Origin of the sequence: Nonomuraea guangzhouensis (assembly GCF_019396345.1) — a bacterium.
Classification (GTDB): domain Bacteria; phylum Actinomycetota; class Actinomycetes; order Streptosporangiales; family Streptosporangiaceae; genus Nonomuraea; species Nonomuraea guangzhouensis.
In genome coordinates, this window is sequence record NZ_JAHKRM010000070.1 from 1 (window position 1) to 25682 (window position 25682).

Sequence of the window (25682 nt, forward strand, 5' to 3'; positions counted from 1 at the left end):
GGATCCTCACTCTCGCCGACAAGGCCTACCAGGGCGCAGAAGGCCCGGTCATCACGCCCTACAAGGGCAAGAACAAGCCCGAGTCGCAGAAACTGGCCAACCGCTCACACGCTCGACTTCGCGGCCCGGGCGAACGCGCGAATGCCCAGCTGAAGAGCTGGCGCATCCTTCGCAAGCTACGTAGCTGCCCTCACAAGGCCGGACATCTCTGCAAGGCCATCGCCGTCCTACAGAACTACGAGGTCGCGCGAGGATGAAAAGGGGTCACTGACCTGTTCCGGTGTCGCCTCGGCTTGCGCACATCCTCAGCGCATCGCGTTCATGGCGCGTTCGATCTGCTCGCTCGGATACGGCGTTGTCCGATCGGAGCCGAACAGGTCCCAGTAGAAGTCGTTCATGGCCGCCGCCACGGGTGCGTACCGGCGGATCATCGCGGCGACAGCCGGCGGAGCACCAGCAGGGTCCGCGCCGTCCGCGCACGCGCGGATGTATGCGTTGCGTTGTACCGGCCCACCGTTCTGCGGCACCTTCACCCCGCAGACATGGGTGACGAGCCAGTTGACCAACCGCATCAGCGCGTAACCGATGTCGTGGGTCCGGTTGCGGTCCAGGAATTCGATCTCCTGGGTGGACAGGTCGAACCGAGGGGAGGTCGCCAGCCCGAGGTCGGCGATGTAGAGGCGTTCACCATCGGTGAGGATGTTGCCGAAATGGGCGTCGAAGTGCATCAACCCCTGGTCGTTCATGAAGGCCACGTCGGTCACCAGACACGACTCGACCATGCCGCTCGCCGCCACAGCGGCGTCCTGGCCGGCGCTGAGCTGAGCGGCGAGCCAGTCGTCGAGGTTGTAGGGGATGAACTCGTCAACTTGACCCGGCCCTGAAGGATCGGGTTTGGAGGTAGGGCACCACTGGTTGTGGTGTGGCCTCCTCCGTCCAGACCACCTAGGGGGTGGCTGGGACGCGTGACTCACGCCCCGCAATCCACGCAGCCTCGCCGCGTGCGGCGATGTTGCGGGAGGCATTCCGGTCCGCGTGGGCAACGACCCCGCAGTTCCGGCAGATGAACAGGGCCTGGTCGACCCGGTTGTTCTTGTCGATGTGATGGCAGTCGGCGCATTCCTGGCTGGTGTAGGCCGGATCGACGTACACCAGCGGGACACCCGCCCGCCGCGCCTTGTAAGCGAGGAAGGTCCCGAGCTGGTGGAAAGCCCAGGAATGGAGCGTGACCCGTTGGGGCTTACGGAGCCGTACCCTGTCCCGAATTCCGCCCAGGTCTTCCAGAGCGATACCGGAACAGGTGCGTGCGGCCTCGGTCACGATCTTCTTCGCGATGATGTGGTTGACGTTCGCGGCGTGCCGCGACTCTGTGCGTCGGCGGTGCTTGAGCCGTCGTCTGGCGGACTTGGTGGCTTTGGCCTGGAGTTTGCGGCGAAGGTCGAGTTGCCGCTTACGGTGCCGGTTCAGGCCGCGTCCGGTGAACCGGGTCATGCCGTCCACGGTGGCGATGTTGACGATGCCCAGGTCCACGCCGAGCCAGCCGCCGGGCTGCTCGTTGAGCGGGGCTTCGGGCACCTCGCACACGGCGATCAGGTAGAACACGCCGTCGCGTTCGACCAGATCGGACTCGCCCCTGCGGTGCTGGCGCAGCGTCTTGAGCGCGTCGGCGGAACAGGCGAAGCGGACGTTCTTGATGCGCCCGGCGGTGGTCCAGATGCTGACCGTCTGAGCGTCGTACTGCCAGCTCAGACACCGGTCGTCAAACGGGTGCGCCGCCTCGGGGCGGAAGGTGATCGGCTTGGACTCGGCTGTGGTCCGGCGCTGGGAGCCCTTCTTGCCGAGGTTGCCGGCACGCAGGTTCGCCGCCAGCGTGGTGTAGGCGTCGCGGACCTTCTTGATGGTGTGCTGAGCGGCCTGCGCCCCCAGCCCCCGCCTCTTCAACTCGGCGTAGGTGTGCTTGCGCAGCGCATACTCACGCGGCACGCCGTGCTCGAACGCCACGGCCGACACCCAGTTCGCGGCGTCGTTGACCGCCCGCAGCGTCGCCGACAGCGCGGCGGCCTGACCAGGCTCCGGCATCAGCTTCACCCGCACGACGATCTTCACAGGGAAGATCGTAGCGTTACTCTCCGTTATCGCGCGTGCGAACTCCGACATTCGCGGGGCCCTGCGGTCGTCACCCTTCACATGCACGTGGTCTGCACACCCCAGTACCGGCGCGGACCGTTCACTGACGACGTCCTCCTGCGGCGAAGCACCGCCGTCCGTCATCAAGCACTACATCGACAACCAGAAACGCCCAGGCTGGGCCGCTCCCCAAACGTTGCCGTCACCGCACCGCTCGGCCCTTGGCGGCGGGCCTCCCGCGCTGCCGTTTCATCCCGAGCGTGAACGCCCGGGGTTCCACGACAGATCGCGCTGAAACAGCACGATGCTGGCCGAGGCCCGCGCAACGGCGTGGAGACGATCCCGTACCGCTGATGATCCATCCCAGTACTGAACGACCGCCTCGACGTCGGCGTGCTCATCGCCAGGTGGTGGCGCTCCGGGTAGCACCCGCCAGTGATACAGCAGCGGGAAGGCCTCACTGCGCCCGGCCAGGACCCAGTTGGTCGTCATGACGTTGGCCGCGAGTTCACGCCAGGCACCGAAGCCCGGCCCGCCGACTCCGTACTGGCAGAACGAGGGCAGCCCGAACAGGTTCGCCGTGGACATCACGTTGCCTGTGCGGCGCTCCAGGTCGGTCAGTGGCACTCGCTTGGCGAAGACCGGCACGCCATCCATGGCCATCAGCGCCGAGGCGCCGCCTATCCCCGAGCCCAGAAGCTGCGCCTGCTCCAGAGACTCGCCGAGCTGCCGGTCGCTGTGGAACGCCAACGCGCTCGCGACTTCGCTGTATCTGCTGACACGCTCATCGTGAGACACGTCCAATCGGGTGTCACGCGGTATCAACGGCAGGCACCCTTCGTGATCAACTTCGCGTGTTAGACGGTACACCCGCCGGGGATGGGCTTTCCGAGTTCGTTCCGCGGGGATGACCGTCGTTGACGGCGGTGCGGGCGGCGGACTCATCGAGGCTGGTCTTGTCAGCGATGGAGGCACGTGACGTCGTTCCCAGGGCACGGCGTAGAGCTTGCCGTCCACGCGCAGCGGTTCGACCAGGTTCGGCTGGAAGTCGGCCAGGTCGGCGGGCTTGAACAGGGTGTCGAGCGAGGTCAGATAGGTGCAGGTGGCGGTGTCGAAGGCGTCACCGTCCAGGCGGGCGAGCAGCCGTCCCAGGGTGCTGGCGGCCGGCTGTACCGTCCCGGGCAGGCCGGTTCGGGCGCGCAGGCCTGGGGCGGGTCGGGCAACGTGTCCAGGAGCTCGGCCAGGGTGGGCAGATCGAGCAAGTCGGTCGGCGGGTCGGCGATGGTGACGTCATGCCCGCAGGCGCCCACCAGTCGAGATCACCATGGCGGCAGTCGCGCTTTGTGGAGTGCCGCTTATTCCCCGAAACGGTCGAGGAACAAGCGGCTTCCAGCCATCGGAAAGGCGATTTCCGGCATGTTAAGTGCCTTCAGAACCGTCAGCGTTACTGCTTGGCCTGAACAAAGTACCCAGCATCGCTGGAGGTCTGTGCCGAGCGGTCGCAGTCGGCACTGCCGATCGGCCTTGCCCGCACGTCGAAACCAGGAGGAGCATCGGGCAATACGGCCCACCCGGGCCCCTCGGGACTGATCTGTACGGGCCCCAGACCGCCTCCCGGTTGCCAGGGGCGGACTCGTAAGCAGTAATTGTCTCCGAAGAAGATGGCGCCCGTGTGCCGCCAGCCTGAATATTGCCCTGCTGGAATCAGGGCATCGTAACAGCCCTGCCGGTAGATACAGGCAGGGCCTCTATAGACCTCGACGGCGCCCACGGCGATCGTGCTCGTATTGTGAACCTCGTTGTCCGTTGGCGAGGCCATTGCTGCGGAGGGTCCCGCACTGGTCAGAAGGCCGACCGTCAGGGCGGTCGCGGCAGCCCATGCTATTTTCTTCATTTTCCCTCTCTCCTGCCTGGTGATTTCCTGCTGGATCTTTTCGGTGAACCACATGACCCCCGGCAAAGCTCCGGGGACGGTGATCAGTACTGTGCCGTACTTTCCTCCACTCTGCCGGAGCTTGTTGTCCTGGTGCCGGCCGCTGGCGTCTACATATGTGCCATATTGATGAGCGGCACTGTTCTTCTGATCCACAATCCGACCGTGCGCATTGCGGTTCTTTCCTGCGATGAAGAACGGCTGTCGCGAGAAAGCTAACATTTTCGCGCCGATGACGAACAGGGCAGCAATCGGGCATTAAGCGGGCATGCGAACCTCTCATGCTGCGTACATAGAAAGAATGCGTAGAGTTCCAGGATCGTGACGGATGCAAGGGCGACCACCAACCTCCCGCCGGGACGGATCGCTCAACTCGCCGCCACCGGAGCATCGAAATCGTCGACAATGACGCGCGCCCTGGCGAGGATCCGGCGCGGACCGCTTCCTCTACTCCTGGGCCCAAAGCCGTGAGGCCCCAGTCGCTGTCAAAGCCCAAGACGGCATAGCCGGTTCGTGCCAACCTCGGGCGCCGACCTGCCGGTCTCGGCACCATAGGCCACTGGAACCGCGCATCCCGTCGCCGCCTTGTCGGTGTCGGCGCGTACGTTCACCACCGAAACCACGTTCGAGATGGTGATGACCATGACCACGATCGACGAGCAGGCCGCTGTCCTCGCCCTCACCAAGGCCACCCACGACCAGCCCTGGTTCTACACCGCGCGCGTCATCCTCGACTCCGGCAGCGCCCTGGAGCTTCTCGACGGCGGCTACGCGTGCCGGGACGAGGACGACCAGGCGCACGCCGCCGCCATCGCCGCCCGCGTGCAGCCCGACGACCTCTCCTGGGGTCGTGACCTCATCACCGCCATGCGCACCGATGGCGTCCATCTCGTCACCGTGCTGGATGACGCCTACCCCGGCAACGCGATCTGGGCGTACGACCGCCAGCCGTTCCTGTGGATCCGCGGCCGCTTCCAGGCCGGGGACCATCGGGCGGTCGCCGTGGTCGGCGAGCACGACGTCGACCACGCGGCCGCCGCCGCGCAAGCCCTGGCCGAGGCCGGGTTGACCGTCGTCGCGCCGCTACGCACCGACCTGGACGCGGCTGTCCACCAGGCGGCGCTCGCAGCCAAAGGCCGTACCAGTCGTACCCTGGCCGTCCTCGCAGGCGGCATCACAGAGTCGGCCACGCTCGGCGAGTACGCCAGTGTGGCCAAGCAGATAGCCGACTGCGGCGCGATCGTCTCCCCGTTCTGGCCCGGCGCCGCCCCCACCGACCGCACCGTCACGAGAGCACGCATCGTGACCTGCGGATTGGCCGACTGCCTGTACGTCGTCGACGGCGCCGACCGCGGGCCCTCCGCAAGCCATGTCGAGCAGGCGCTGCGGACCGGCAAGCGTGTGTTCGTGTCACAGCGGCTCCAACAGGAACAGCCGTGGGTGGACAGGGCGGGCTTCCGGGGAGGCATGACTGTCGTTCAGGACATAGACGACCTGTGCCGGCAGGCGGTCAATCTCGTAGATATGGCCCCTCGAACGCACACCTGCTGACCATGGGTGACGCCGAGGCGTTCACCCGCGAGTTCCTGCCGCTGTATCACCCGGTTCCACCGGCACGGCCGGGCGTCTGCCGGATCTGCCACTCCGGCCCGAACGACTCCGAAGCCACCGGCGGGCCCTGGGCGACCTGCGCGAGCTGCAAGCGCACCACGGAAAACCTGTACGGGCACACCGAGCACGTGGTGCCGATCTCCCTGACCGCCAAGGACACGCAGCTGTACGACATCGTGGTCCGCAAAAGGGATCCAGCGGGCAGGCGGAAGCGATCGGACTTTCTCGCCGCGACGGTGGCCTGCTTCTACCGGCGGCACGCCGGCTGCCTGCAGGGCCTGGCCGGCGGACCGTTCACGCTGGTGGCCACCATTCCGAGCACCCGCACCGAGCGGCCCATCGAGGCGTTCCACACCATGCCGCAGGTCGTCGGCAAGGTGGGCGCGTTGGCCCGCCTGCACCGGCCCCTCCTCCTGGAAGCCGATGACAGGCTGGCGACGGTGCTCGCCGGCCGCCGGTCGCATCGGGCGGCGTTCCGCGTCCGAGGCGACGGGCTGGCCGGCGCGCGGGTGCTGCTGGTGGATGACCTGTTCGTGTCCGGCGCCCACGCGCAGAGCGCCGCGTCCAGGCTGATCGAGAACGGCGCCGCCGCGGTGGTGGTGCTCGTCGTCGCCCGGTTGATCAACCCCGCGTCCAGGGATCCGTACAGCGCCCGGATCTGGCGGGAGTCGCACGACCGGCCGTTCAGTTTCGACCGCTGCTGCGTCAGCGACCACCAAGCCGCTACCGGCGCCGGGCGTGCCAGTTGAGGTAGGCGACACAGCTCAGGTACGAGCCGTACTGCGGCTCGACCGCGCGAGCGTCATAGATCGAGCGCGAGTGCGTGAACACCGCGTCGTCCCACTGCGCGACCGCCATCCAGCGCGGCGCCTGGAGGTACTGCCCGGGGGTGGTGGTGCTGCCCGTGCCGTCGACGCGCAGGTAGGCGGTCGGGGCGCCGTCCGCGCCGATGGGGGCGATCAGGTTCTTGCTGTACGTACGCGCGAACCTGGCCATGTCCTGACCCGTGAAGGCCAGCTTGGCGCGGAAGGCCGCGGCGGCGAACTCGACGTCGATCGCGCCGTGACTGAGATCCTCGATGCTGCGGACCGGCGTGCTGGACGGGGTGTACTCCGAGACGCCGTCGGTCTTGGCGAAGCCCTGGTACGTCCTGCCGAACGCGGGCCAGTACGACCACACATAGGCGTCGTCGGCGTCCACCGTGAGCTCGCGGGCGAACATGCGGGCCATCCGCCGGGTCCGGTCCTTGTAGAACGGGTCGCCCGTGGCCGCCGCCAGTTCGGCGTAGGTCTGGCCGAGCGCCAGGCCCTGGTTGGTGGGCTGCTCGGTGCCGTCGTAGGCGAGCGGGGTGCCCTTGTTCCAGACGAAGTAGCCGTATCCGTCGTCGGTCTGGCGCCACTCGTCGTCGTGCACGGCCGCCGCGTCCCGCGCCGCCTTCAGGTACTCGACCGCCTTGTGCCGATATTTCGCCACGGCCAGCAGCCGGGGGTCGCGCAGGACGATCTTGGCGAACGACGCCATCGGGTAAGTGATCATCCCGGTGTGCACGGTGAAGACGACCGGCTGCGAGACGAACGGGGTAGCCCCCTGCGCGAGCGTCGCATTACCGGACGGCGACGGCCGCAGGTCCTTGGCCGTCACCCGCGTCGGGGTCGGGAAGGCGTCGAGGATGCGGCGTACCGCGTAGTCCGCCGCCGACGGATCCAGCGACAGGTCGGGGAAGGTGGCGACCACGTTGGTCCGGTTGTTCTTCACCTCCAGGGAGAAGCGGCCCTCGGAAGTGCCCGCCGTGACGGTGGCGACCGCGTCGTTGGCGTAGGTGAGCGAGGTGCGTACCTCCAGCAGCGGGGTGCCGTCCGCGCCTTTCAGCGTGACGGTCCCGACGGTGTACGGCGCCATCGCCCGCCAGGCCGGCAGCGAGCGACCGCGATAGTCGGTCACCCCGCGCGCCGAGTCGCGGCCGGCCAGCACCAGGTCGATGTTGGTGATCAGCCGGTCCAGGTAGTGGGTGTCCTTGTACGCCTCGTACATGCGGATGAAGCCGGCCAGGACGTACGACTGCCCCCAGGCGAGGCCGCCGGCCTCGTTGGTGTCGGTCGGCTGCCCGGAGCCGCCGCTCGCGTGGAACGTCCGGTCGAACAGGTCGAACGTCTCGCGCGCGGTGTAGTCGTAACCCGCCGCGGCGCGGGCGGTTCCGGTGAGGGGCGCCAGGAAGCCCATGGCCAGGGCGCCGGTGGTGAACTGCCTGCGGGACAGGGACAGGTGCATGGCACTACCTTCCGAGGGGGGTGGGACGCGGTGTCAGCCCTTGACCGCACCGCGCATGCCTTCGAGGACGTGGCGTTGCATGAGCATGAAGAAGACGATGACCGGCAGGATCGAGATCACCGTGCCGGCGGCCAGGCTGCGGACGTCGGTGCCGGTGATGCCCGCCAGGTAGGCGATGCCCAGCGCGATGGGATAGAGCGAGGAGTCCTTGAGCACGACCATGGGCCAGATGAAGCTGTTCCAGACCGAGATGAAGCCGAAGACGCCGAGGATGGCCAGGGTGGGCCGGGCGGCGGGCAGCATGATGTGCCAGAAGATGCGCAGTTCGTGGCAGCCGTCCGTCCTGGCGGCGTCCACCACCTCGCGCGGCACCCCGGCGAAGGTCTGGCGGAGCAGGAAGATCCCGAACGCCGACAGCACCCCGGGCAGGATGACCCCCAGATAGCTGTCGGCCATCCCGAGCTGCGAGACCACCAGGAACCTGGGCAGCAGCATGACCTCACCCGGCATGAACATCGTCGCCAGGATCGCGAAGAAGATCAGGCTCCGGCCCCGGAAGTGCATCTGGGCCAGGGGATAGGCGCACAGGGCCGACACCAGGATGTACAGCGGGACCGTCGTGCCGACCAGGAGCACCGAGTTGAGCAGGTAGCGGAGGAACGGGATGGCCGTCCACGCCTCCTGGGCCCAGGTGAGCACGGGCGGCCGGGGGATGATGTCGGGCGGAAAGGAGAAGACGGCCTGTCCGGCGGGCTTGAGTGCGGCCGACAGCAGGATCAGGAAGGGGCCGACGAAGACCAGGGCGATCGCGACGAGCACCACGTACATGCCCGCGCGGCGGACGTAAAAGGCAAGGCCGTGGGTCAACGCTCCGCCTGCTTTCCGCCGGTAAGCCGATAGTTGAGCAGCGCCATGACGATCAGCAGCACCCACAGGACGAGCCCGACGGCGCTGGCGTAGCCCATGTCGTACTTCTCGAACGCCTCGGACCAGATGTAGTAGCCGAGCATGAGCGTGGCGTCCTGCGGCCCGCCCTTCGTCATGACGAACACCGTGGTGAACGCCTGCATGGCGTCGAGCATGGCCATCGTGATCGCGACCGCGATGTAGGGCATCATCAGCGGCACCGTGATGCTCCGCATGCGCCGCCAGGTGCCCGCCCCGTCGACCCGCGCGGCCTCGTACAGGCTGGCGGGGATCGTCTGGAGGCCGGCGAGGTAGATCATCATGTAGACGCCCATGCTCTTCCAGCCCTCCACCAGGATGAGCGCGGGCAGCGCCCAGGTGGGGTCGAGGAGGAACTGGACGGGCTCGTCGAGCAGGCCGAAGCCGGTGAGCAGCCAGTTGAGGACGCCCTGCTGGTGGAAGACGTAGTTCCAGGCCACCGCCACCGCGACCATCGAGGTCACGACGGGCAGGTAGTAGAGCATCCGGAACGTCTTGATCCCCGGCAGCTTCTGGTTGACCAGCGCGGCCAGCGGCAGCGGCAGCACGACCAGCAGCGGGAACAGCCCGAGCAGGAACAGCAGCGAGTTGCGCAGCGCCGTCCAGAACCGGGTGTCGCCGAGGATCCTGACGAAGTTGTCCACACCGGCGAAGACGGGCGGGCTCACCCCGTCGTAGTCGGTGAAGGAGAGCTGCAGGGCGGTGAACGCCGGCCAGGCGAAGAAGACGCCGAACAGCACGAGGGCCGGGATCGGAAAGAGGTACGGCGTGTACCAGCGCTGTCCGGGGATCCGGCTGATGGCCATCGGCATCACATCCAATTGTGCTGGCCGAAGTGGGGATAAAAACTGGCCAGAATTTGGGCGGAGCCTATAGACAACGCCCGAAAGCCGTCAAGGTCCAAGTCTTGACGGCACGACCAGCGGACTGCCAAGGTGCCGAAAGAAGGATTAAGGACGGCCATAAGAGCCAGGAGGTCCCGCGGTGATGAGAAGAAGCGCCTTAACGGCAGGAGCGCTCGCCCTGGCGCTCCTGACGTCCGGCTGCGTGGCCGGTACGTCGGGCGGCACCGCCGGAACGGGCGACGACCAGCCGTTCGAGGGCGAGGTCGAGTTCTGGACGATCAACCTGAAGAAGAACTACGGCGCCTACATCGACGGCCTGATCGCCCAGTATCAGAAGGACCACCCCAAGGTCACCGTGAAGTGGGTCGACGTGCCCGGCCAGGACATGGCGACCAAGCTGCTCGCCGCGGTGGCCAGCGGCGACGTCCCCGACGCCGTCAACCTCGCCTCCAGCGACCTGGGCAGGTTCGTCAAGTCGCTGGCCCCGCTCGACACCCTGTTCAAGCCCGCCGACCTGGCCGACTTCCAGCCGAACCTGGTCGAACCGCTGCGCGTGGACGGCAAGCTCTACGCCGTCCCCTGGTACAACGGCGGCACCCCGGTGGGCATCTACCGCAAGTCCGTCGTCGCCAAGGCCGGCTTCGACGAGAAGGCGCCGCCGAAGACGTACGACGAGGCGCTGGCCCTCGCGGACAAGGTCTACGCCGAGACGAAGGTCTACGGCACCAACGACATCCCCGGCATCAACGCCGCCTCCGTCCTGCGCTACTACGGGGTCGAGCTGCTGTCGGCGGACAAGAAGAAGGCCGCGTTCAACACCCCGGAGGTCGCCGAGCTGCTCGGTAAGTTCAAGAAGAGCTATGACGAGCACGGCATCGCGCCCGGCGCGGTCTCCAAGGACGTGCGTAACTTCCCGCAGAGCCTGGACAACGGCCAGCTCGCCCTGTCCGCGAGCACGTTCGCCGCCACGCTGCTCAACATCCAGAAGAACGCGCCCGACGTCTACAAGGACCTCGCCATCACCGAGCCGGTACAGACCAAGACCGGCGGCTACCTGCTCCTCGCCCAGCAGACCTTCGCCATCCCCAAGTCCTCGGCCCACCAGCGGGCCGCGGCCGAGTTCATCAAGTTCTTCGCCAACGGCGCCAACCAGCTCGCCTTCTGCAAGCTGGTGCCGATCTACCCCTCGACGATCTCCTCGACCAAGGATCCCTTCTTCGCCGGTCAAGGGGGCGACGACCCGATGGACGTGGCCCGCGGCCTCATCGTGAAGGGGCTGCCGAAGCTGGAGTACTCCCCGCTCGGCACACAGAAGGACATGGAGCTGTCGGAGTCGCTGGCCGAGGAGCTGAGAGCCTTCCTCCAGGGCTCCAAGACCGCCGAGGAAGCGCTCCAGGCCGCCGAGAAGCAATGGAATGACGCACTTGCCTAAGCTCAGAATCGGGATCGTCGGGGCCGGGATCATGGGTCGCGGCCACGCCGAGGTCCTGGCCGCCCACCCGCACGCCGAGATCACCGCCGTCGCCCGCCGCCCTCTGGAGCACGCCCCGCAGGCGGCGGTCTACCCCGGCTACCAGGAGCTGCTCGCCTCCGGCACGGTCGACGCCGTCTCGATCACCACCCCCGACCACCTGCACGCCGACGTGATGGTGGCCGCCGCCGAGGCGGGCGTGCACATCCTGGTCGAGAAGCCGTTCACCACCACGGTCGGGGACGCCGACCGCTCCGTCGCCGCGATCCGGCAGGCGGGGGTGACCGCGATGTGCCTGTTCAACCACCGCTGGGTGCCCGCGTACGCGCAGGCCAAGGAGCAGATGCCGCTCATCGGCGAGCCCGTCGTGGGGTACGCCCGCAAGGACGACACCATCCACGTGCCCACCGAGATGATCGGCTGGGCCGACCACACCACCTGCGCGTGGTTCCTGTCCAGCCACGACATCGACCTGGTCACCTGGCTGTACGACGACCGCGTCGTGGAGGTCTTCGCCACCGCCCGCTACGGCAAGCTGCGCGGGCTCGGCATCGAGACCCCGGACGCCATGCAGATCCAGGCCAGGTTCGCCGGCGGCGCGGTGGCCACGTTCGAGTCGGCCTGGATCTATCCCAGCACCTTCCCGACCATGGTCGACAGCTACGTCACCGTGGTGGGCGAGTCGGGCGTCATCCAGCTCGACCGGCAGAAGGAGAACATCCAGCTCGCCACCGAGCAGGCCTACTCCTACCCCAGGAACATGCTCCAGCGGGTGGTGCACGGCGTGCCCGCCGGCGCCTACCGCGACGCCATCCACCACTTCGTCGACTGCGCCCGTACCGGCGCCGAGCCCCTCGTCAGCGTGGAGAGCTCGCGGCACGTGACCGCCGTGCTCGCCGCCGCGCACGAGTCGGCCCGTACGGGGCTGCCGGTGAAGCCCGCATGAGTCACGTGGAGAAACCGCCGCATGTCGACCCAGCGCGGATGCGGCACATCAGCGACGAGGCGCTGCTCGGCGCGCTGGGCGCCACGAGCGTCGCCGAGGCCAGGCGCTGGCGGCGGGCCCGGCCGGTGCCCGCCGCGCTCGCCGCCGCCGGCGCGGACGAGCTCCTCGGGGTCGAGGTCGACTTCCTCGACAAGGGCCACGGCCGCTCCCGGTTGTACGGCTTCCACTACCTGCGCTGGATGACCCCGCTGGTCACGGCCTACGCCGAGACCGGCGACCCGCGCTACGCCGCCGAGTGGGACCGCCTCTTCCGCCAGTGGTACGACGGCCGCGACCAGGTCCGGGGCGACTGGCCGGGCCTCGACGTCATCTGGTACTCGCTCGGCGTGCGGGCCCGCGCCATGTACGTCACCGAGGCCCTGGCCGTCTTCGCCGACGAGCCCGCGCTGAGCGACGGATGCTGGCTGCGGATGATGAAGACCGTGCTCGGCGGCGCCCGCTGGGCCGTGGAGGAGCACGACGAGTTCCGGTACGGCAACTGGCAGTTCGCCACCGCCTGCGAGCTGCTGCACACCGCGAGAATCTTCGCCGATCTCCCCGAATCGGCTGGCTGGGCCGCCGTCGCGACGGCCCGCGTCCTGGAGCACCTGGAGCACGACGTACGGGCCGACGGCGGCCACCACGAACGCTCGCCCGGCTACCACGGCATGTGCCTCGAAGGGCTCGGCCGGGCCGCGGCCGTCGAACCCGGCCTCGACGCGCACCCCCGCTACCAGGCCATGCGCCGCTGGCTGGCGGTCCTCGCGACGCCCGCCGGCTGGGTGCCGCACCTCCAGGACAGCGGCGTCGTCTGGCTCGACGGCGTCCAGCCCGCCGAAGGGTCGCACAACCTGGCGGCCAGCGGCTACGCCACCTTCCGGCACGGCCACTTCCACACGGTGATCAACTACGGCCCGTACGTCGGCCACGAGCTGGAGCCGCACAGCCACCACGCCGCGCTCGACTTCGTGCTGTCCGGCTGGGGCGTGCCGCTGGCCTGGGAAGGGGGCGGCCCGCCGTCCTACGACGACCCCGGCTACTACGACTGGTACCAGGCGACCAGGGCCCACAACACCCTGCTGGTGCCCGGCCAGGAGTACACCGAGGATCGCCGCGCGGCCTGCGACCTGTTCTCCGTCTCGCCGGAGGCCGACGTCTTCGCCGGGCACCACCACGGCTACAGCGCCCGCCACGACCGCGAGATCCGCTTCGTCAAGGGCCCCTCGCCGTACTGGGTGATCACCGACCGGATCGACGCCGAGGCGATCTGGCAGATCCACGGCCTGTCGCCGTGGGTGGAGCGGGACGGCGGCCACGCCGGGCTGCGTGGCCCGGGAATCCTCGTCGTCCCCCTCGAACCGCCCGACGAAGTCCTGTACGGGACCGGCCCCGCCAGGATCCCCGACCCGCTGACCCGGACCGCCGAGTACGGCGAGATCCACTCACTCGGCCTGCGCCGCCGCGACGGCCGCTTCACGGTGGGCGTCTTCCCCTACCGCGACGAGCCGCCCTCGATCCCCGACAGATGGATGGTTCATGCTCATTGACGCAGACGCCATGCTCGGCCGGTACCCCCGCAGGGACACCGGCCCGGGCACGGTCACGGGGGCACTAACCGGGATGGACCGCTTCGGCATCGCCGAAGCCGTGGTGAGCCACACCCTGTCCTGGCTGCACGACCCCGGGACGGGCAACCGGGAACTGCTCGGCCTGGTCGCGGCCGAGCCCAGGCTCCACCCGTGCTGGGTGATGCTCCCCGACACCTGCGGGGAGACGGGCACGCCCGCCCAGTTCGTCGCCGCGGCCCTCGACGGGGGCGTCCGCGCCGTCCGCGCCTATCCCGCCGACCACGGCTACGACCTGGCGGGCAGGGACGCGGCGCCGATGCTCGGCGCGATCGCCGAGGCCGGGCTGCCGCTGCTCGTGGACGCGCCGCAGATCGGCTGGGCCGCCGTGGAGTCGATCGCGGCCGCGCACCCGGGGCTGCCGATCGTCGTCGGCTCGCTCGGCTACCGCTTGCTCAGGCAGGCGGCCGGGGTGCTGGCGCGCACCGGCAACGTCTACCTCGGGCTGGCCAACCTGTCCTCGCACCGCGGGCTCGAATGGCTCGCCGAGCGGTACGGCGCGCACCGGCTCGTCTTCGGCACCGGCGCCCCGCTGCGGGACCCGGCCGAGGCCGTCACCCGGCTGCTCTGGGCCGAACTGGACGACGCCGCCGTGGCCGCCATCGGCTCCGGCACCCTGCTGGGCCTGCTCAAGGCGGAGGCCGCGTGAACCCGCTTGTGTCCGCGCTGTGGGAGCGGCGGCCACAGACCGAGGTCCGGATCGTCGACGCGCACGCGCACGCCGGCCCGTACAGCCTGTTCTTCATCCCCGACGCGGGACCGGAGGCGATGGTCCGGGTCATGGACCGGTGCGGCGTGTCACAAGCCGTCATCTCCAGTCACCTGGCGATCCAGCTCGACGCCGCCGCCGGGAACGCCGCCACCGCCGCGGCGGTCGGCCTCGCGCCCGGCCGCTTCACCGGCTACCTGACCGTCAACCCCTGGCAGGACCCGGTGGGGGAGTTGGCGAAGTGGGGCGACGACGAGCGCTTCGGCGGCATCAAACTCCACCCCGACCTGCACGACTACCCGCTCACCGGCCCACGCTACGCCCCGGTGTGGGAGTTCGCCCAGCGGACCGGCTGCCCCGTGCTCACCCACACCTACGACGGCTCGCCGTACAACGACCTGCCCATGGTGGATCACGTGGCGGCGGCCCACCCGGGCGTGGTGATCCTCGCGGGGCACTCGGGGGCCACCCCTCTGGGCTTCGAGGCCGCGATCGAGGTGGCGCTCCGGCGTCCCGGGGTGATACTGGAGCTCTGCGGGTCGTTCAACACCGGCGCCGACATTTCCAGAATGGTGCGTGAAGTGGGCGCGGACCGGGTGGTGTACGGGTCCGACTTCCCGTTCATTGATCTCCGGATGTCGCTCGGCCGGGTAATCTTCAGTGACCTTGCCGAGGACGACCGGGCGGCGGTGCTCGGCGGAACGATGACCCGCCTGCTTCGATGGCGTTCGGGACTGGGGTGATCAAGAACATGGATCGGTTGCGTCCCGAGACACGGTCCAGGGTGGGGATCGGGGTGGTCGGCCCGCACGACCTGGTCGAGCAGATCGTGATGGTCGGCGCCGACCTGCCCGCCGCCGCCGACTGGCGGCTGGTGGGCGCTCCGCTCGCCGGGGAGCACGAGACGTACGAGAAGTTCTCGCGCATCGCCGACAGCATCGACGTCGTGCTCTTCACCGGCCCGCTCCAGCACGACCTCGCCAGGCAGGCGGGCGAGCTGCCGGTCCCCGCCACGCACGTCCCGATGAGCGGGGCCGCCCTCTACGCCACCCTCCTGCGCGGGGTGCTCACCCACGGCATCGACCCGGCCAGGGTGAGCATCGACTCGCTGCCCGCCGCCGACGTGGACGAGGCCTACGCCGAGATCGGGGTGAGCACCGCGGGTGTCCACCTGTCGGAGTACGACGAGCCCGAGTCCGTGCGCGGCTTCATCGGCTTCCACGAGCAGCTCTACCGGCAAGGCGCCACCACCGTGGCGCTGACCACGATAAGGAGCGTCGCCAAGGCGCTGAACGCCGCCGGGGTGCCCGCCCTGCGGATGATGCCGACCACCCACACCCTGCGGCTGGCCCTCAACACCGCGGCCCTGCTCGGCACCGGCAGCAGGCTGGAGGAGGCGCAGATCGCCATCGTCGTGGTCGAGCTCGCCACCTCCTCGCGGCCCAGCTACTCGGGGCCCGGCAACTACTGGCAGCAGGAGCTCAAGCTCAAACTGCACCAGGCGCTGCTGGCCGACGCCCGGCTCATGGGGGCGACCGTGGCCCCCCGCGACGAGAACAGCTATGTCGTCACCGCCACCCTGGGCGCGCTCGGCCAGGCCACCGACGGGTTGCGGGCGGCGCCGTTCATGGACCGGATCCGCTCGGACACCGGCGTCGAGGTCGAGGTCGGCATCGGCCTGGGCGGCACCGCCCGGGACGCCGACGCCAACGCCCTGGTGGCGGTCGAGAAGGCACGCAACGCGGGCGCGGCGGCGGCCTACCTGGTGGGCGTCGACGGCTCGGTGCTGTCCCTGCCGGTCCGCCGGCGCAAGCGCGTCGAGGCCGAGCCCGTCGTCACCACCAAGGCGGCCAAGCTGCTGGAACGACTGATCGAAGGGCTCGACGACGGGCCGGACGCGATGGTGGTGGACGCCGAGATCGTCGCCGACGTGCTGGCCATCGCGCCGCGCAGCGCCCGCCGGGTGCTGCAGAGCCTCGCGGAGGAGGGGCTGGCCTGGCCCATCCCTCCGGTCAAGGGCGCCCAGGCCGGCCGGCCGCGCCAGCCGTACCGGCTTGTGCGGGTTTAGCAGCGTCTGGGTGGGTTTTGCACGGGGCCTGGCCGTTGTGTCCGAGGGGGAGTCGAACCAATTGCACACCACTGGGAGAGCATGTCGACCAGGAACAACCCGCGCTCGTCCTCCGCATCCAGGTCGGCGGCACGCACGCGTGGCAGTTCCGGATCGGCATCCTCGACCTCGCAGCGCAGCAGGCCGTCCCTGGCGAAGAAACTCCCTGTCGGTGAACGTGCGGGGATCTCCTGTCGGTTCGGCAAGATCCCGGCAAGATTCGCCCCCGAGGGCAGGCTCGCGAACGGCAGTCGCCATCGCGCCCACCTGTCGCCTGATCACAACGTCGGCGTCGCCGGCCAGGTGGAGAAGGGCGACAGGGCCGGTTCGAGGGAAGGCGTCATGGCTCTTCCAGTGCGTAGGCGACCGTCCGGGAGAGTCCGAGTCGCGCTCCGTCCCGGAAGGCCGCCATGTATGCCTGGGCTCCCAGCGCGCGGCGGGCTCGCTCGGTGCACTCCTGGTGTGACCTTGCCTGGAACCGCAGCTGTGACGGAGAGGAGGCGGTCCCTTCCCACAGCTGGTGGGCGGCGCCCTGCAGGCGGGCGGCCCGATCGTGCCGGCCGCGTGCCCCAGCGGTCCAGGCCAGCACCTCCATGCACTGAGGCAGGCCCCACCGGTCGTCGACCGCGCCCCAGAAGGCGGCCACCTCCCGCATCCTGGCCTCGGTCTGTCGCCAGTCGCCTTGCTCCCAGCGGGCCATGCCGACCGCGTACAGAGCGTACGCGCGGAAGAGCGGCGCGTTACGATCCTCGCACATCGTCACGAGTTCTTCACCGCAGGCGATGGCCCGGTCGGGACGCATAGTGGCGGCGAAGAGAGCGGTGAAGTACAGGGTGACCCCCACGGCGTGGACGTCACCTCTCGCACGGTGACGGCTGAGGGCCTCCTCAAGGAGCGCGAGCCCGCCCTCGGCGTCGCCTTTGGACAACGCCGCGATGCCGGATATCTGAACGGCGAAGGTGAGCGCCGCCTCATCCCCGAGTTGCCGCGCGAGCGCCGAGCACTCCCGCGCGTCGGCTGCCGCCACCGGATCCCCCTGATAGATGGCGAGCAGCCCGTCGGCCCACAGGCCCATCACTCTGGTGAGGCCCGGTCCGGGCACGAGCGCGAGGCCGCGTTTCAGCCAGTGCCGGCCCTCGCTGAGAGCACCGGAGACGAGCCAGTTGCTCCACAGCTCGGAGGCGATCTCCAACCCGGTGGGCGCGTCGCCGGGCCGGTCGAAGCAGAGGTCGAGGGCGACGCGTACGTTAGGAAGCTCCAGGTTCAGCGTTCGGAAACGGTCGACCTGGTCGGGCTCCATCCGGTCCACGCGCACTCGCCCTGCCAACCTGCGATAGTGGTCGATGTAGCGCTCGCGCAGGGCCTCCGCGTCCGCGGACGGCAGCCGTTCGCGACCGTAGGCGCGGATGGTCTCCAGCATGCGGTAGCGCACTACCGTGCCGTGTTGCTCCGCTCCGCTCAGGATGGACTTGTCGACCAGCCCGGCCAGCAGGTCCAGCACGTCCTCGCGCGCCAGACCCTGCCCAGAGCAGACGGCTTCTGCGGTCTCCAGGTCCACGCCGCCAGGAAAGATCGACAGCCGCTCCCACAGCCGCCGCTCGCCGGACGAGCACATCCCGAAACTCCACTCCATGGCCGCGCGCAGAGTCTGGTGGCGTGCCAGCCTGCCGGGGGCGGCCTCGGCCGGTGCTGCCAGGCGCTCGTCGAGCTCGTTCACGAGGTCTTCCACCGATGTAGTGCGTAGCTGTACCGCCGCCAGCTCGATGGCCAGCGGAATCCCGTCCAGGCGGTGGGCCAGCCGAGCAACCGCCCGGGCATTGGCCGCGTTGACGAGGAAGCCCGGCCGGATCGCCGCCGCCCGCTCCGCGAAAAGGCGCACGGCGTCACGCCGGGCGATATCGCGCGTACTGTCGCCGGGCTTCGGGATGGGGAGTGACGGCACAGGCAGCACCCGCTCGCCGTACACCCCGAGAGACTGGCGGCTCGTGGTCAAGATCCGCAGCCGCGAGGTGCCACGCAGGAGCCGCTGTACCAATAGGGCGCATGCGTTCAGCAGATGTTCGCAGTTGTCCAGCACGAGCAGCATGTGTTTGTTCGCGAGGTGCTCCGTCAGCAGGGCCACGAGGTCAGGCCTGGTGTCACGGAGCCCTAGCGAGGCGGCCACGGTCGGGGCCAGGAGTTCCTCGTCCTCGACGGTGGCCAGCTCCACCAGCCGAACCCCGTCCCGGTAGTTCCGCATCACGATCTCGCCGACGCGTCGCGCCAGCCGCGTCTTGCCGACCCCGCCCGCGCCGGTCAGGGTCAGCAGGCGGGTCTTGAGCAGGATCCGCCTGACTTCGGAGATCTCGTGCCTGCGTCCGATGAAACCGGAGGCCTCGATCTGCGACCGGTGCGCCGTCAGTTGTTCGGCGGCCGGTACGTTCCGGATCGTGTTGGTGGGCATGCTCACTCACCGTCCGGAGGTCCTTGGCTGGCGAGGCGGGCCCGCTCAGCGGCCCAGCAGGCGATCTGGGTCCTGGAGTTGAAGCCGAGCTTGCGCAGGATGTGCTCGGTGTGGCCCTCAGCGGTGCGCTGAGCGATCACTAGTCTTGCCGCGATCTCTTTGCTGCTCATTCCCTGGGCGATGAGCTGGGCGATCTCCGTCTCCCGTGGGGTGAGGAGGGGGTGTCGGCCCGCCTCACCGGATCGGCTGGGGGAAGGTGCCTCCTCCGTGAGGGCGTGGGCGAGCGCATGGTCATGGGAGAGCCTGGCGCCCCGTTTGACGGCTTTCTGGAAGGCGGGTTCGCCAAGGGCGCGCTGCGTACGGACCTCGCATTCGTCGTGGTATCGCCTGAGGTGGCCGAATCCCAGGAGCGGCGCGCTGATCGCCTCCCAGACGTTCCGCAGGATGCCCAGGAGCTCGCCGGTTCGCGCGTACTCCTTTTCTGAGGCGGCGATCCAGGTCAGCACCTCGATGTTGACCCCGACCCCGACCAAGTCGTCCAGCGTGTGGAAGACGCGCAGGCTCTCCTGTTCCAGGGCGGTCGCGCGGCGCGTGTCACCTTGCCGCCAGAGCTCGATGCCGAGCGCCGTCATCGCGTACGCCTTGTGCCAGCTCTCGCCATGAGCGTCGCAGATGGCGATGCTCTGCTCGGCGGCGGCGACGGCGCGTTCTGAGTCTCCGAGGAAGGAATAGGCGAGAGAGAGCCAGGTCAGCGCCTGGACTTCGCCCGCGGGGTCTCCGCTGGTGCGATGATGGGTCACCGCCTCCCCGAAGAATCTGATGGCCGACGTGGTGTCTCCCTCGTGCATGGCGGCCATTCCGGAGTAGAGCGCGACGTAACCGAGGACCGGTTCCAGCCCGAGTCGTGCGCCGAGTGCTCTGCTCGCGGCGAGCAACTCGAGGGCAGAGGCCGGATCGCCCTGGAGAATGGCGAGCCGGCCGCATGCCCACAACGCGCGAGCTCTGACCTGCTCGGTCCCGTCATCGGCGTGTGCGAGTCCCTGTTCGAGCCAGTTGCGTCCTTCGCCCAGGTGGCTGCTGCTGATCCAGTGGTAGAGTAGGTCGCTTGCCATGTCGATGCACAGCCCGGCGTGCTCGGCGTGGCAGTATTCCAGGGCGGTGCGCAGGTTGGGATGTTCGGCCCGCAGCCGGGTCATCAGCTCGACCTGCGCGGGGCCGAACAGCTGTGCCTGCGCTGCACGCGACAGCTGCCGGTAGTAATCGCGATACCGGCGTTTCAGTTCCTGCTCCTGTCCGGAGGCGACGAGCCGTTCCCGGCCGTACTGCCGGATCGTGTTCAGCAGCCGGTATCGCACTCTGTACGGATGCTCCTCCCGGATCAGGACGGACTTCTCCACCAGGCCGGTCACCAGGTCGATGATCTCGTCACCAGCGATGCCGTCCCCGGCGCAGACCGCTTCGGCAGCCTCCAGATCCAGGCTGCCAGTGAACACGGAGATGCGGGCCCACAGCAGGCGCTCGTGCTCGGTGCAAAGCCCGTGACTCCAGTCGATCAGGGCACGGAGCGTTCGGTGGCGGGACACGGCGGCGTTCGATCCCGCGGCCAGCAGCCGGAAGAGATCGTCCAGCCGCTCGAGCAACTGGTGGACCGAGAGTGCGCGCAACCGCACGACGGCGAGCTCGATACCGAGCGGGAGACCGTCGAGGCGGCGGCAGATCCGCTCGACGGTGTCCTGGTTCTCGTTCGTGATGGTGAAACCCGGCAGGACGGCCGCGGCCCGCTCGGCGAAGAGCTGTACCGCGTCGGAGAGGGCGGCCTGAGTGCCATGCCGGCATTCACGGTTCGGCAGCGGCAGCGCGGGCACGGTGAACGTCTGCTCGCAGGCGATTCCCAGCGGCTGTCGGCTGGTGGCCAGGATGCGCAGTTCCGGGGCGGAGCACAGCAGCGTCTGGGCCACCATGGCGGACTCGTCGAGGACGTGCTCGCAATTGTCCAGGAGGACCAGCGTCCGTTGCTCGCGCAGGTGCTCTGCAAGCATCTGGATGGCCGGCTGGGCGGAATGGTTCTGGATCTTCAGCGCCGCGACCACGGCCTGAGGCAGCAGCGCGGCGTTGTCCAGTTCGGCGAGGTCGACCAGCCAGACCCCGTCGGGGAAGGCCCGCCGTATGTTGGCGGCGATGCGCAGGGCAAGCCGGGTCTTGCCGACGCCGCCGGGCCCGGTGAGGGTCACCATACGGGCGTCCGTCAGCAGGCGCTTGACTGTCGCCGTTTCGCTCTGGCGGCCAATGAAACTGGTCACCTCAGCGGGCAGTCCGTTGATATACGTTTGCGCCGAGATGCTCAATGTGGTTGCGGTCATCGATGCCTCGGATCGGCTCGGTCAGTGGTTCGCCATATAAACATTAGGGCTGATAAAATCAACATATGTGCCCATGTCGAGCGCCGGCCACGCCAGTAGGTATGCCTGTTCATCGCGCATACGGGGTCGAATACCGAATTGTGGGCAACCCATGGCAAGCATTAGACCTGTACATGGGGCGAATGTTGCCTGAGGCCTTATTCCAGTCGCCTTTCTCGCCAGGCGATCCTGACATTGGCAGCGGGACACGCCACGGGCGTCCGGGCCGAGCTCGAGCATCCGCTCGGCCTGATTTCATCGTGGGTGAGCCGGATGCCCGGGAGTTTGCGCATGCCGCGGAAGCGCGGTTCACCGTCGTCGAACTGCCAGGCGATACGGTCATGGCGGTGCCATGGTTCTGCAGGGGAGCGCCAGGGCAGTGAGCCGTTCATGCCGAAGTGCAGCATCAGCACAAGCCCACCGGCGGAGCGATCGGTCCGGGCTCGGTTGCCGCCGTCCGCCGATCCGGGGGTTCGGCCCGTTCATCGGCGGGCGCTGCGATCAATGTGGGAGACTGCGGGGTATGAAGCCCGATTTGCGGCTCGACGTTCCGGCGGACTTCGACGACTCCGATGCCGACGCGCAAGTCCATCCGATGGCCAGGTTGCTGTTCCCCGCGCGGACCGCCGCGGAAGCGTTCGGCAAGGCCCAGGAGTGGGTAGGGGCTCACAACGTATTCCTGGCGGATGTCTCGTGGGATTACCAGACCGGTGAAGCGGAACCGTTCGTCCTGAGCATCTACTTCGTCTTCGAGGACGAATCCGAGCCAGCGTAAGCCACGGCTCGGCGCGGGCGGTGCCGGATCTGGCCGGTGCGGGCGGCCCGCCGTAGCCAGAAGGTCGTGGGCCCCAGGCAGACCAGCAGCGCGAGCAGGCTGGCCTCGGGGCCGAACGTACTGCCGGTCAGCGGGGCCGGGCCGGACAGCGTCGCGTTCAGCAGGCCGTGGGGTGGCAGGTCCGACCCGGAGAGTACGACACCGAAAATGCCGGCATGGGTGAAGTTCCAGGCGAAGTGAAGGCTGATCGGCAACCACAGCGAGCGGGTCGCGACGTAGGCGGCGGCCGTCATGGTCCCGCCCGTCAGGCCGAGCGAGGGCGTGCCCCACAGCGTGGCGTTGACGTCGACGAGATGCGTCGCGCCGAACAGCGCGGCGGACACGACCAGGGCGATCACGGTGCCGGTATGTTCCTCCACGATGCGGAACAGGAAGGCGGCAGGTATAGACAACGGGGGTGTCGCCCTCAGCGAGGTCCTTGAACTGCGATTTCAGTTGGAACGGCCCCAATGGAGGGGGCGGCGACCCTCGATGAGGAGTTCTTCGCCGTTGCCGCCGGGCTTCCAGACGGCGATCAGGTCGATGAAGCCCGCCTCGGTCAGGCACGGCAGCAGCTGGGTGTCGAAGTTACGCCCGGCGCTGCCGCCGTCGGCAAGAACGGCGTGTTCGGTGATCCCGATGGCCATCGAGCCGCCCGATCGCAACAGCTGGAATACGCGAGCCAAGGACGCTGTCAACGGCTGCCATAGTTGGACGTTGTTTACCGCGCAGACCGCGTCGATGCTTCCTGCGGGCAGTGTGATGGTCTCCGCGGTAGCGTCGATGATCTCCACCCGGTGCGCGAACCGGCGGGTCCGCGCCCCGGCCTGGGCGCGCATCACGGGCGAGGGTTCGACGCCGATGACGCGCCCGTTGGGCAGTGCCTCGGCCAACAGCCGCAATCCCACTCCCGGGCCTGGCCCGAACTCGACCACCGTTTCGTCGCCAGACAACTTGAGCGCGGCCACGACGCGGCGGGTCAACTGTGCGTTGTCGCGCGCCATCGTGCGGCCGACGAGGCGACCGAGCAGACCGCGCGGACGAGCAAACTGCCCAGAGATCATTCGTTCACCCTCCCATCCGCAGGCCGCTCCGGTCATGGATCCGTATGCCGTCAACCCTGCGCCCGTAGTTGGTCGAAATAGCTGGCGTGAGTCCCGTTCAGTCCGACCGGAAGACCTCGTCCGGCGCCGGTGCGCCTGGTCCGCGGCGACGATCCGGCGTCAGGCCGAGCTACCTGCCTGCTGTTCTGAGGCGGCCGCCGATCCAGGTGCCCGCGACGCCGGCGACGATCACGGCGATCGCGAACCAGACCGGTGAGATGTCGGTGACCGCGACGGCACCGGCCGAGCCGAGCACGAACCCGATGATCATCAGGGCGGCGACGTGACGCGTGGGTCGCGACGGTGCCGGCGCCGCGGTGACCGGCGCGGGGCGTCGGTCACCACGGCGTCGCTCATGAGGCCGGGGTCCAGAACGGATCACGACCGATGAAGCCGAGCAGCCGGGTCTGCGCGTCCGAGCCGGGCGGGGTCGGCACCCGGGGCCCGTACTGGCCGGACGAGCGGATGACGTCCTCGTAGGGCTCCATCCCGTCCACCACCTGCGCGCAGTAGTCCGCGTCGAGCCGGTCGTCCTGCCCGGTCGCGCGGGCCAGGTCCCACGTGTGCATGAACACGTCGGTCGTGTAGAACTGGTCGATCGCCCGGTCGAGGGGCAGGGAGCCGATGTGCGGGTTCTCGAGCATCCGCTGTGCCGAGCCTGGATCGTTCAGCAGCGCCTGCACCCAGCCGCAATGCGCGCTCCAGCTGGCGGCGGGGTCGTCGTCAACGTCGGGTCCACGCTGCGGCTGGACGTCGGAGCCGGAGGCGAGGAATCCCGGCAGCCACTCGACGAGGTGGCGGACCACGTCGCGGGCGGTCCAGTCGGGCACGGGTGTGGCGGCGTCCCAGTTCTTGACGTGGCGGACCCGGTCGGTGAACGTGCCGGCGATGTGGCGGTGCCGTTCCGCAGGATTGAGTTCAGCGATTGTCATTGATCAGTATCCTGTCGAGTTTGGCGTATCCGTTGTCCAGGCCGATCCGCATGCCGGTCTTCAGCATGCCGTCCCGGCCCTCGAAACTGTCCACAAGGGACTGGGTCCGCAGCCGGGTCCGGCCGTTGCCCAGATCCTCGAACCATGTGGTCTGCAGCGCGACCCCGTCGGGCTCGCGTTCGAAGGTGAACGTCTGCACGATGCGATCGGGGCGGCGCACGTCATGGAAGCAGCCGCGCACCGCGAACTCCACCCCGTCGTCGGTCACGGACACGTACCGCCAGCTGCCGCCGGAGCGGGCGTCCCAGTGGTCGATGCGGGTGCGCGTCGTGTCCGGCCCGACCCAGCGGGCGAACAGCTCCGGATCGGTGTGCGCGCGGAACACCTGCTCCGGGGTGGCGAGGAAGTCCCGGGTGATGTGGATGATCGGGACCGTCGGGTCGGCCGTGACCGTAGTCACCGGTGGTGCTCCTCGTTTTCGTCGGTGTCGCGCAGCTCCGCCAGCACCCGGTCGAGACGCCGGTATCGCTCCTCGGCCTGGCGACGGTACCGCTCGATCCACTTTTCCATCTGATCCAGGGCCGAGGCTTCCAATCGCACCATGCGTGGCTGCGGTCCTGGCGACCGGCTGACCACGCCTGCCTCCTCGAGCACGCGCAGGTGCTTGTACACCGCCTGGAGGCTCATCCGGTAAGGCTCGGCGAGCTGGTTCACTGTGGCGTCGGCGACCGACAGCCGTCCCACAATGTCGCGCCGCGTCGGGTCTGCCAGGGCCGCGAACGTCCTGGACAGCGTGTCGGTCGACATTCAGTCCCCTTTCAACCATTTAGTTTAAAGAGACTGTAGAGCGCGGGCCCGCTCGTGGTCAAGCGGCCCGCGCCCTGCTGTCGGGTTCAGGCTGTGGAAGAACGTGCGGACGTCCTCGGCGAACGCGGCCAGCGAGCCAGCCCTGTCGGGGGCTCCTCAAGGCGGGGTCGCCTCGCCGATTCTGTCCTCGATTTACCTGTACAAACTGGACCAGTTGGCGAGACGATTCTGATTCCGGAGTACACCCGAGGGGGCCGCAGGGCGCGAAACCCTGCCTACGTCGATCTGCAGAACCGGCTGGCCACGACCAGGACCACGACCGGAGCCCGGCGGCACGCGGCCAGCGCCAGCCCGCCGACCGCCAGCAACGCATAGCCGAGCAGCGCGAGGCCCGTGCCGGAATGCTGCCCGGACAACCCGGTGACCAGCAACGCCGCGGCCACACAACCGGCGACCGCCCCGTCGATGACACCAGCCCGAACACCGGATCGCACCCCGGACCGTCCTGAACCCATGCGCGCACCCTAGCCGGACGCCCGCGCGAGCGACTCCTGCGCG

Annotated in this window: 28 protein-coding genes; 10 read left to right on the plus strand and 18 right to left on the minus strand. The window is 68.7% G+C overall.

The features are described from left to right. The coding region (locus tag KME78_RS62185) for a transposase family protein (protein ID WP_219537099.1) at window positions 1–257 on the plus strand (257 nt) is incomplete at its 5' end. A 48-nt stretch (window positions 258–305) separates the two neighbouring features. On the opposite strand, the gene KME78_RS62190 is transcribed toward KME78_RS62185, so the two are convergent. The 5 genes from KME78_RS62190 to KME78_RS62210 form a co-directional block, all read right to left on the minus strand. Continuing rightward, window positions 306–764, minus strand: a complete 459-nt coding sequence (locus tag KME78_RS62190; protein WP_219539676.1) for a hypothetical protein — start codon at window positions 762–764, stop codon at window positions 306–308. A gap of 181 nt (window positions 765–945) precedes the next feature. Further along, window positions 946–2106 (minus strand): RNA-guided endonuclease InsQ/TnpB family protein, encoded by a 1161-nt coding sequence (locus KME78_RS62195; RefSeq protein WP_308127600.1) that lies wholly within the window; start codon window positions 2104–2106, stop codon window positions 946–948. Window positions 2107–2376: 270 nt separating this feature from the next. Continuing rightward, window positions 2377–2925 (minus strand): hypothetical protein, encoded by a 549-nt coding sequence (locus KME78_RS62200; RefSeq protein WP_219539678.1) that lies wholly within the window; start codon window positions 2923–2925, stop codon window positions 2377–2379. Window positions 2926–3571: 646 nt separating this feature from the next. After that, window positions 3572–4282, minus strand: coding sequence for a hypothetical protein (locus KME78_RS62205; RefSeq protein WP_219539679.1), 711 nt, complete (start codon window positions 4280–4282; stop codon window positions 3572–3574). 263 nt (window positions 4283–4545) lie between these two features. After that, window positions 4546–4704 carry a hypothetical protein gene (locus tag KME78_RS62210; RefSeq protein WP_219539680.1) on the minus strand — a complete coding sequence of 53 codons (159 nt, stop codon included), beginning with the start codon at window positions 4702–4704 and terminating at the stop codon, window positions 4546–4548. On the opposite strand from KME78_RS62210, the gene KME78_RS62215 reads away from it, so the two are divergent. Next, the gene (locus tag KME78_RS62215; RefSeq protein ID WP_219539681.1) at window positions 4703–5611 is read left to right on the plus strand and encodes a DNA-processing protein DprA; all 909 of its coding nucleotides are present in this window, start codon (window positions 4703–4705) and stop codon (window positions 5609–5611) included. The two genes, KME78_RS62210 and KME78_RS62215, sit on opposite strands and share 2 nt — an antisense overlap. A gap of 2 nt (window positions 5612–5613) precedes the next feature. Next, window positions 5614–6420, plus strand: a complete 807-nt coding sequence (locus KME78_RS62220; RefSeq protein WP_219539682.1) for a hypothetical protein — start codon at window positions 5614–5616, stop codon at window positions 6418–6420. Here the strand turns inward: KME78_RS62220 and KME78_RS62225 are convergent. Genes KME78_RS62225 through KME78_RS62235 form a run of 3 tightly spaced genes read right to left on the minus strand, consistent with a single transcriptional unit; the run spans window position 6395 to window position 9696 of the window. After that, window positions 6395–7939, minus strand: coding sequence for a hypothetical protein (locus KME78_RS62225; protein ID WP_219539683.1), 1545 nt, complete (start codon window positions 7937–7939; stop codon window positions 6395–6397). The two genes, KME78_RS62220 and KME78_RS62225, sit on opposite strands and share 26 nt — an antisense overlap. Before the next feature lie 33 nt (window positions 7940–7972). After that, window positions 7973–8806, minus strand: a complete 834-nt coding sequence (locus KME78_RS62230) for a carbohydrate ABC transporter permease (protein ID WP_219539684.1) — start codon at window positions 8804–8806, stop codon at window positions 7973–7975. Then, a complete protein-coding gene (locus KME78_RS62235; RefSeq protein ID WP_219539685.1) occupies window positions 8803–9696 on the minus strand; it encodes a carbohydrate ABC transporter permease in 894 nt (297 codons plus the stop codon). Before KME78_RS62235 ends, KME78_RS62230 begins: the two co-directional genes overlap by 4 nt. A gap of 175 nt (window positions 9697–9871) precedes the next feature. Between KME78_RS62235 and KME78_RS62240 the strand changes: the two genes are divergently transcribed. Genes KME78_RS62240 through KME78_RS62265 form a run of 6 tightly spaced genes read left to right on the plus strand, consistent with a single transcriptional unit; the run spans window position 9872 to window position 16587 of the window. Continuing rightward, entirely contained in the window at window positions 9872–11161 is a 1290-nt protein-coding gene (locus KME78_RS62240; protein WP_219539686.1) for an ABC transporter substrate-binding protein, read from the plus strand. Continuing rightward, complete coding sequence (locus KME78_RS62245; protein ID WP_219539687.1) at window positions 11145–12146, plus strand: Gfo/Idh/MocA family protein; 1002 nt, start codon at window positions 11145–11147, stop codon at window positions 12144–12146. Before KME78_RS62240 ends, KME78_RS62245 begins: the two co-directional genes overlap by 17 nt. Continuing rightward, window positions 12143–13732, plus strand: a complete 1590-nt coding sequence (locus KME78_RS62250; protein ID WP_219539688.1) for a heparinase II/III domain-containing protein — start codon at window positions 12143–12145, stop codon at window positions 13730–13732. Before KME78_RS62245 ends, KME78_RS62250 begins: the two co-directional genes overlap by 4 nt. After that, window positions 13722–14459: an amidohydrolase family protein gene (locus KME78_RS62255; protein ID WP_219539689.1), complete on the plus strand. Its 738-nt coding sequence runs from the start codon at window positions 13722–13724 to the stop codon at window positions 14457–14459. The genes KME78_RS62250 and KME78_RS62255 overlap by 11 nt, the downstream gene beginning before the upstream one ends. Next, the gene (locus KME78_RS62260) at window positions 14456–15262 is read left to right on the plus strand and encodes an amidohydrolase family protein (protein WP_219539690.1); all 807 of its coding nucleotides are present in this window, start codon (window positions 14456–14458) and stop codon (window positions 15260–15262) included. The genes KME78_RS62255 and KME78_RS62260 overlap by 4 nt, the downstream gene beginning before the upstream one ends. After that, a complete protein-coding gene (locus tag KME78_RS62265; protein ID WP_219539691.1) occupies window positions 15241–16587 on the plus strand; it encodes a transcriptional regulator in 1347 nt (448 codons plus the stop codon). Before KME78_RS62260 ends, KME78_RS62265 begins: the two co-directional genes overlap by 22 nt. A 379-nt stretch (window positions 16588–16966) precedes the next feature. Here the strand turns inward: KME78_RS62265 and KME78_RS62270 are convergent, their stop codons facing one another. The 3 genes from KME78_RS62270 to KME78_RS68375 form a co-directional block, all read right to left on the minus strand. Beyond that, a complete protein-coding gene (locus KME78_RS62270; RefSeq protein WP_219539692.1) occupies window positions 16967–19069 on the minus strand; it encodes an ATP-binding protein in 2103 nt (700 codons plus the stop codon). A 2-nt stretch (window positions 19070–19071) separates the two neighbouring features. Then, window positions 19072–21429 carry an ATP-binding protein gene (locus tag KME78_RS62275; protein WP_219539693.1) on the minus strand — a complete coding sequence of 786 codons (2358 nt, stop codon included), beginning with the start codon at window positions 21427–21429 and terminating at the stop codon, window positions 19072–19074. Window positions 21430–21626: 197 nt separating this feature from the next. Next, complete coding sequence (locus tag KME78_RS68375; protein WP_372455139.1) at window positions 21627–21881, minus strand: hypothetical protein; 255 nt, start codon at window positions 21879–21881, stop codon at window positions 21627–21629. A 110-nt stretch (window positions 21882–21991) separates the two neighbouring features. Here KME78_RS68375 and KME78_RS62280 point away from each other — a divergent pair, with 110 nt between their 5' ends. Continuing rightward, the gene (locus KME78_RS62280; RefSeq protein ID WP_219539694.1) at window positions 21992–22243 is read left to right on the plus strand and encodes a hypothetical protein; all 252 of its coding nucleotides are present in this window, start codon (window positions 21992–21994) and stop codon (window positions 22241–22243) included. On the opposite strand, the gene KME78_RS62285 is transcribed toward KME78_RS62280, so the two are convergent. From KME78_RS62285 to KME78_RS62315, 7 genes are all read right to left on the minus strand, one after another. Further along, window positions 22207–22695, minus strand: a complete 489-nt coding sequence (locus KME78_RS62285; RefSeq protein WP_219539695.1) for a CPBP family intramembrane glutamic endopeptidase — start codon at window positions 22693–22695, stop codon at window positions 22207–22209. The two genes, KME78_RS62280 and KME78_RS62285, sit on opposite strands and share 37 nt — an antisense overlap. Before the next feature lie 39 nt (window positions 22696–22734). Continuing rightward, window positions 22735–23346 carry a class I SAM-dependent methyltransferase gene (locus KME78_RS62290; protein ID WP_219539696.1) on the minus strand — a complete coding sequence of 204 codons (612 nt, stop codon included), beginning with the start codon at window positions 23344–23346 and terminating at the stop codon, window positions 22735–22737. A gap of 169 nt (window positions 23347–23515) precedes the next feature. Beyond that, window positions 23516–23656, minus strand: a complete 141-nt coding sequence (locus tag KME78_RS62295; RefSeq protein ID WP_219539697.1) for a hypothetical protein — start codon at window positions 23654–23656, stop codon at window positions 23516–23518. 82 nt (window positions 23657–23738) lie between these two features. Continuing rightward, window positions 23739–24317, minus strand: a complete 579-nt coding sequence (locus KME78_RS62300; protein ID WP_219539698.1) for a TIGR03086 family metal-binding protein — start codon at window positions 24315–24317, stop codon at window positions 23739–23741. Then, window positions 24304–24777 carry an SRPBCC family protein gene (locus tag KME78_RS62305; protein ID WP_219539699.1) on the minus strand — a complete coding sequence of 158 codons (474 nt, stop codon included), beginning with the start codon at window positions 24775–24777 and terminating at the stop codon, window positions 24304–24306. Before KME78_RS62305 ends, KME78_RS62300 begins: the two co-directional genes overlap by 14 nt. Next, window positions 24774–25124 (minus strand): ArsR/SmtB family transcription factor, encoded by a 351-nt coding sequence (locus KME78_RS62310; RefSeq protein ID WP_219539700.1) that lies wholly within the window; start codon window positions 25122–25124, stop codon window positions 24774–24776. The genes KME78_RS62305 and KME78_RS62310 overlap by 4 nt, the downstream gene beginning before the upstream one ends. A gap of 275 nt (window positions 25125–25399) precedes the next feature. Continuing rightward, window positions 25400–25639: a hypothetical protein gene (locus KME78_RS62315; RefSeq protein WP_219539701.1), complete on the minus strand. Its 240-nt coding sequence runs from the start codon at window positions 25637–25639 to the stop codon at window positions 25400–25402. Between the last annotated feature and the right edge of the window lie 43 nt (window positions 25640–25682).

Excerpts from the sequence above, each read along its gene's own strand:
- KME78_RS62220 (WP_219539682.1), top strand. The coding sequence starts at position 5,614 with ATGGGTGACGCCGAGGCGTTCACCCGCGAGTTCCTGCCGCTGTATCAC.
- KME78_RS62210 (WP_219539680.1), bottom strand. The coding sequence starts at position 4,704 with ATGGTCATCACCATCTCGAACGTGGTTTCGGTGGTGAACGTACGCGCC.
- KME78_RS62225 (WP_219539683.1), bottom strand. The coding sequence starts at position 7,939 with ATGCACCTGTCCCTGTCCCGCAGGCAGTTCACCACCGGCGCCCTGGCC.
- KME78_RS62250 (WP_219539688.1), top strand. The coding sequence starts at position 12,143 with ATGAGTCACGTGGAGAAACCGCCGCATGTCGACCCAGCGCGGATGCGG.
- KME78_RS62265 (WP_219539691.1), top strand. The coding sequence starts at position 15,241 with ATGGCGTTCGGGACTGGGGTGATCAAGAACATGGATCGGTTGCGTCCC.
- KME78_RS62235 (WP_219539685.1), bottom strand. The coding sequence starts at position 9,696 with ATGCCGATGGCCATCAGCCGGATCCCCGGACAGCGCTGGTACACGCCG.
- KME78_RS62240 (WP_219539686.1), top strand. The coding sequence starts at position 9,872 with ATGAGAAGAAGCGCCTTAACGGCAGGAGCGCTCGCCCTGGCGCTCCTG.
- KME78_RS62295 (WP_219539697.1), bottom strand. The coding sequence starts at position 23,656 with ATGATCATCGGGTTCGTGCTCGGCTCGGCCGGTGCCGTCGCGGTCACC.
- KME78_RS62280 (WP_219539694.1), top strand. The coding sequence starts at position 21,992 with ATGAAGCCCGATTTGCGGCTCGACGTTCCGGCGGACTTCGACGACTCC.
- KME78_RS62245 (WP_219539687.1), top strand. The coding sequence starts at position 11,145 with ATGACGCACTTGCCTAAGCTCAGAATCGGGATCGTCGGGGCCGGGATC.
- KME78_RS62205 (WP_219539679.1), bottom strand. The coding sequence starts at position 4,282 with ATGTTAGCTTTCTCGCGACAGCCGTTCTTCATCGCAGGAAAGAACCGC.
- KME78_RS62270 (WP_219539692.1), bottom strand. The coding sequence starts at position 19,069 with ATGCCCACCAACACGATCCGGAACGTACCGGCCGCCGAACAACTGACG.
- KME78_RS62275 (WP_219539693.1), bottom strand. The coding sequence starts at position 21,429 with ATGACCGCAACCACATTGAGCATCTCGGCGCAAACGTATATCAACGGA.
- KME78_RS62215 (WP_219539681.1), top strand. The coding sequence starts at position 4,703 with ATGACCACGATCGACGAGCAGGCCGCTGTCCTCGCCCTCACCAAGGCC.
- KME78_RS62315 (WP_219539701.1), bottom strand. The coding sequence starts at position 25,639 with ATGGGTTCAGGACGGTCCGGGGTGCGATCCGGTGTTCGGGCTGGTGTC.
- KME78_RS62290 (WP_219539696.1), bottom strand. The coding sequence starts at position 23,346 with ATGATCTCTGGGCAGTTTGCTCGTCCGCGCGGTCTGCTCGGTCGCCTC.
- KME78_RS62300 (WP_219539698.1), bottom strand. The coding sequence starts at position 24,317 with ATGACAATCGCTGAACTCAATCCTGCGGAACGGCACCGCCACATCGCC.
- KME78_RS62255 (WP_219539689.1), top strand. The coding sequence starts at position 13,722 with ATGCTCATTGACGCAGACGCCATGCTCGGCCGGTACCCCCGCAGGGAC.
- KME78_RS62310 (WP_219539700.1), bottom strand. The coding sequence starts at position 25,124 with ATGTCGACCGACACGCTGTCCAGGACGTTCGCGGCCCTGGCAGACCCG.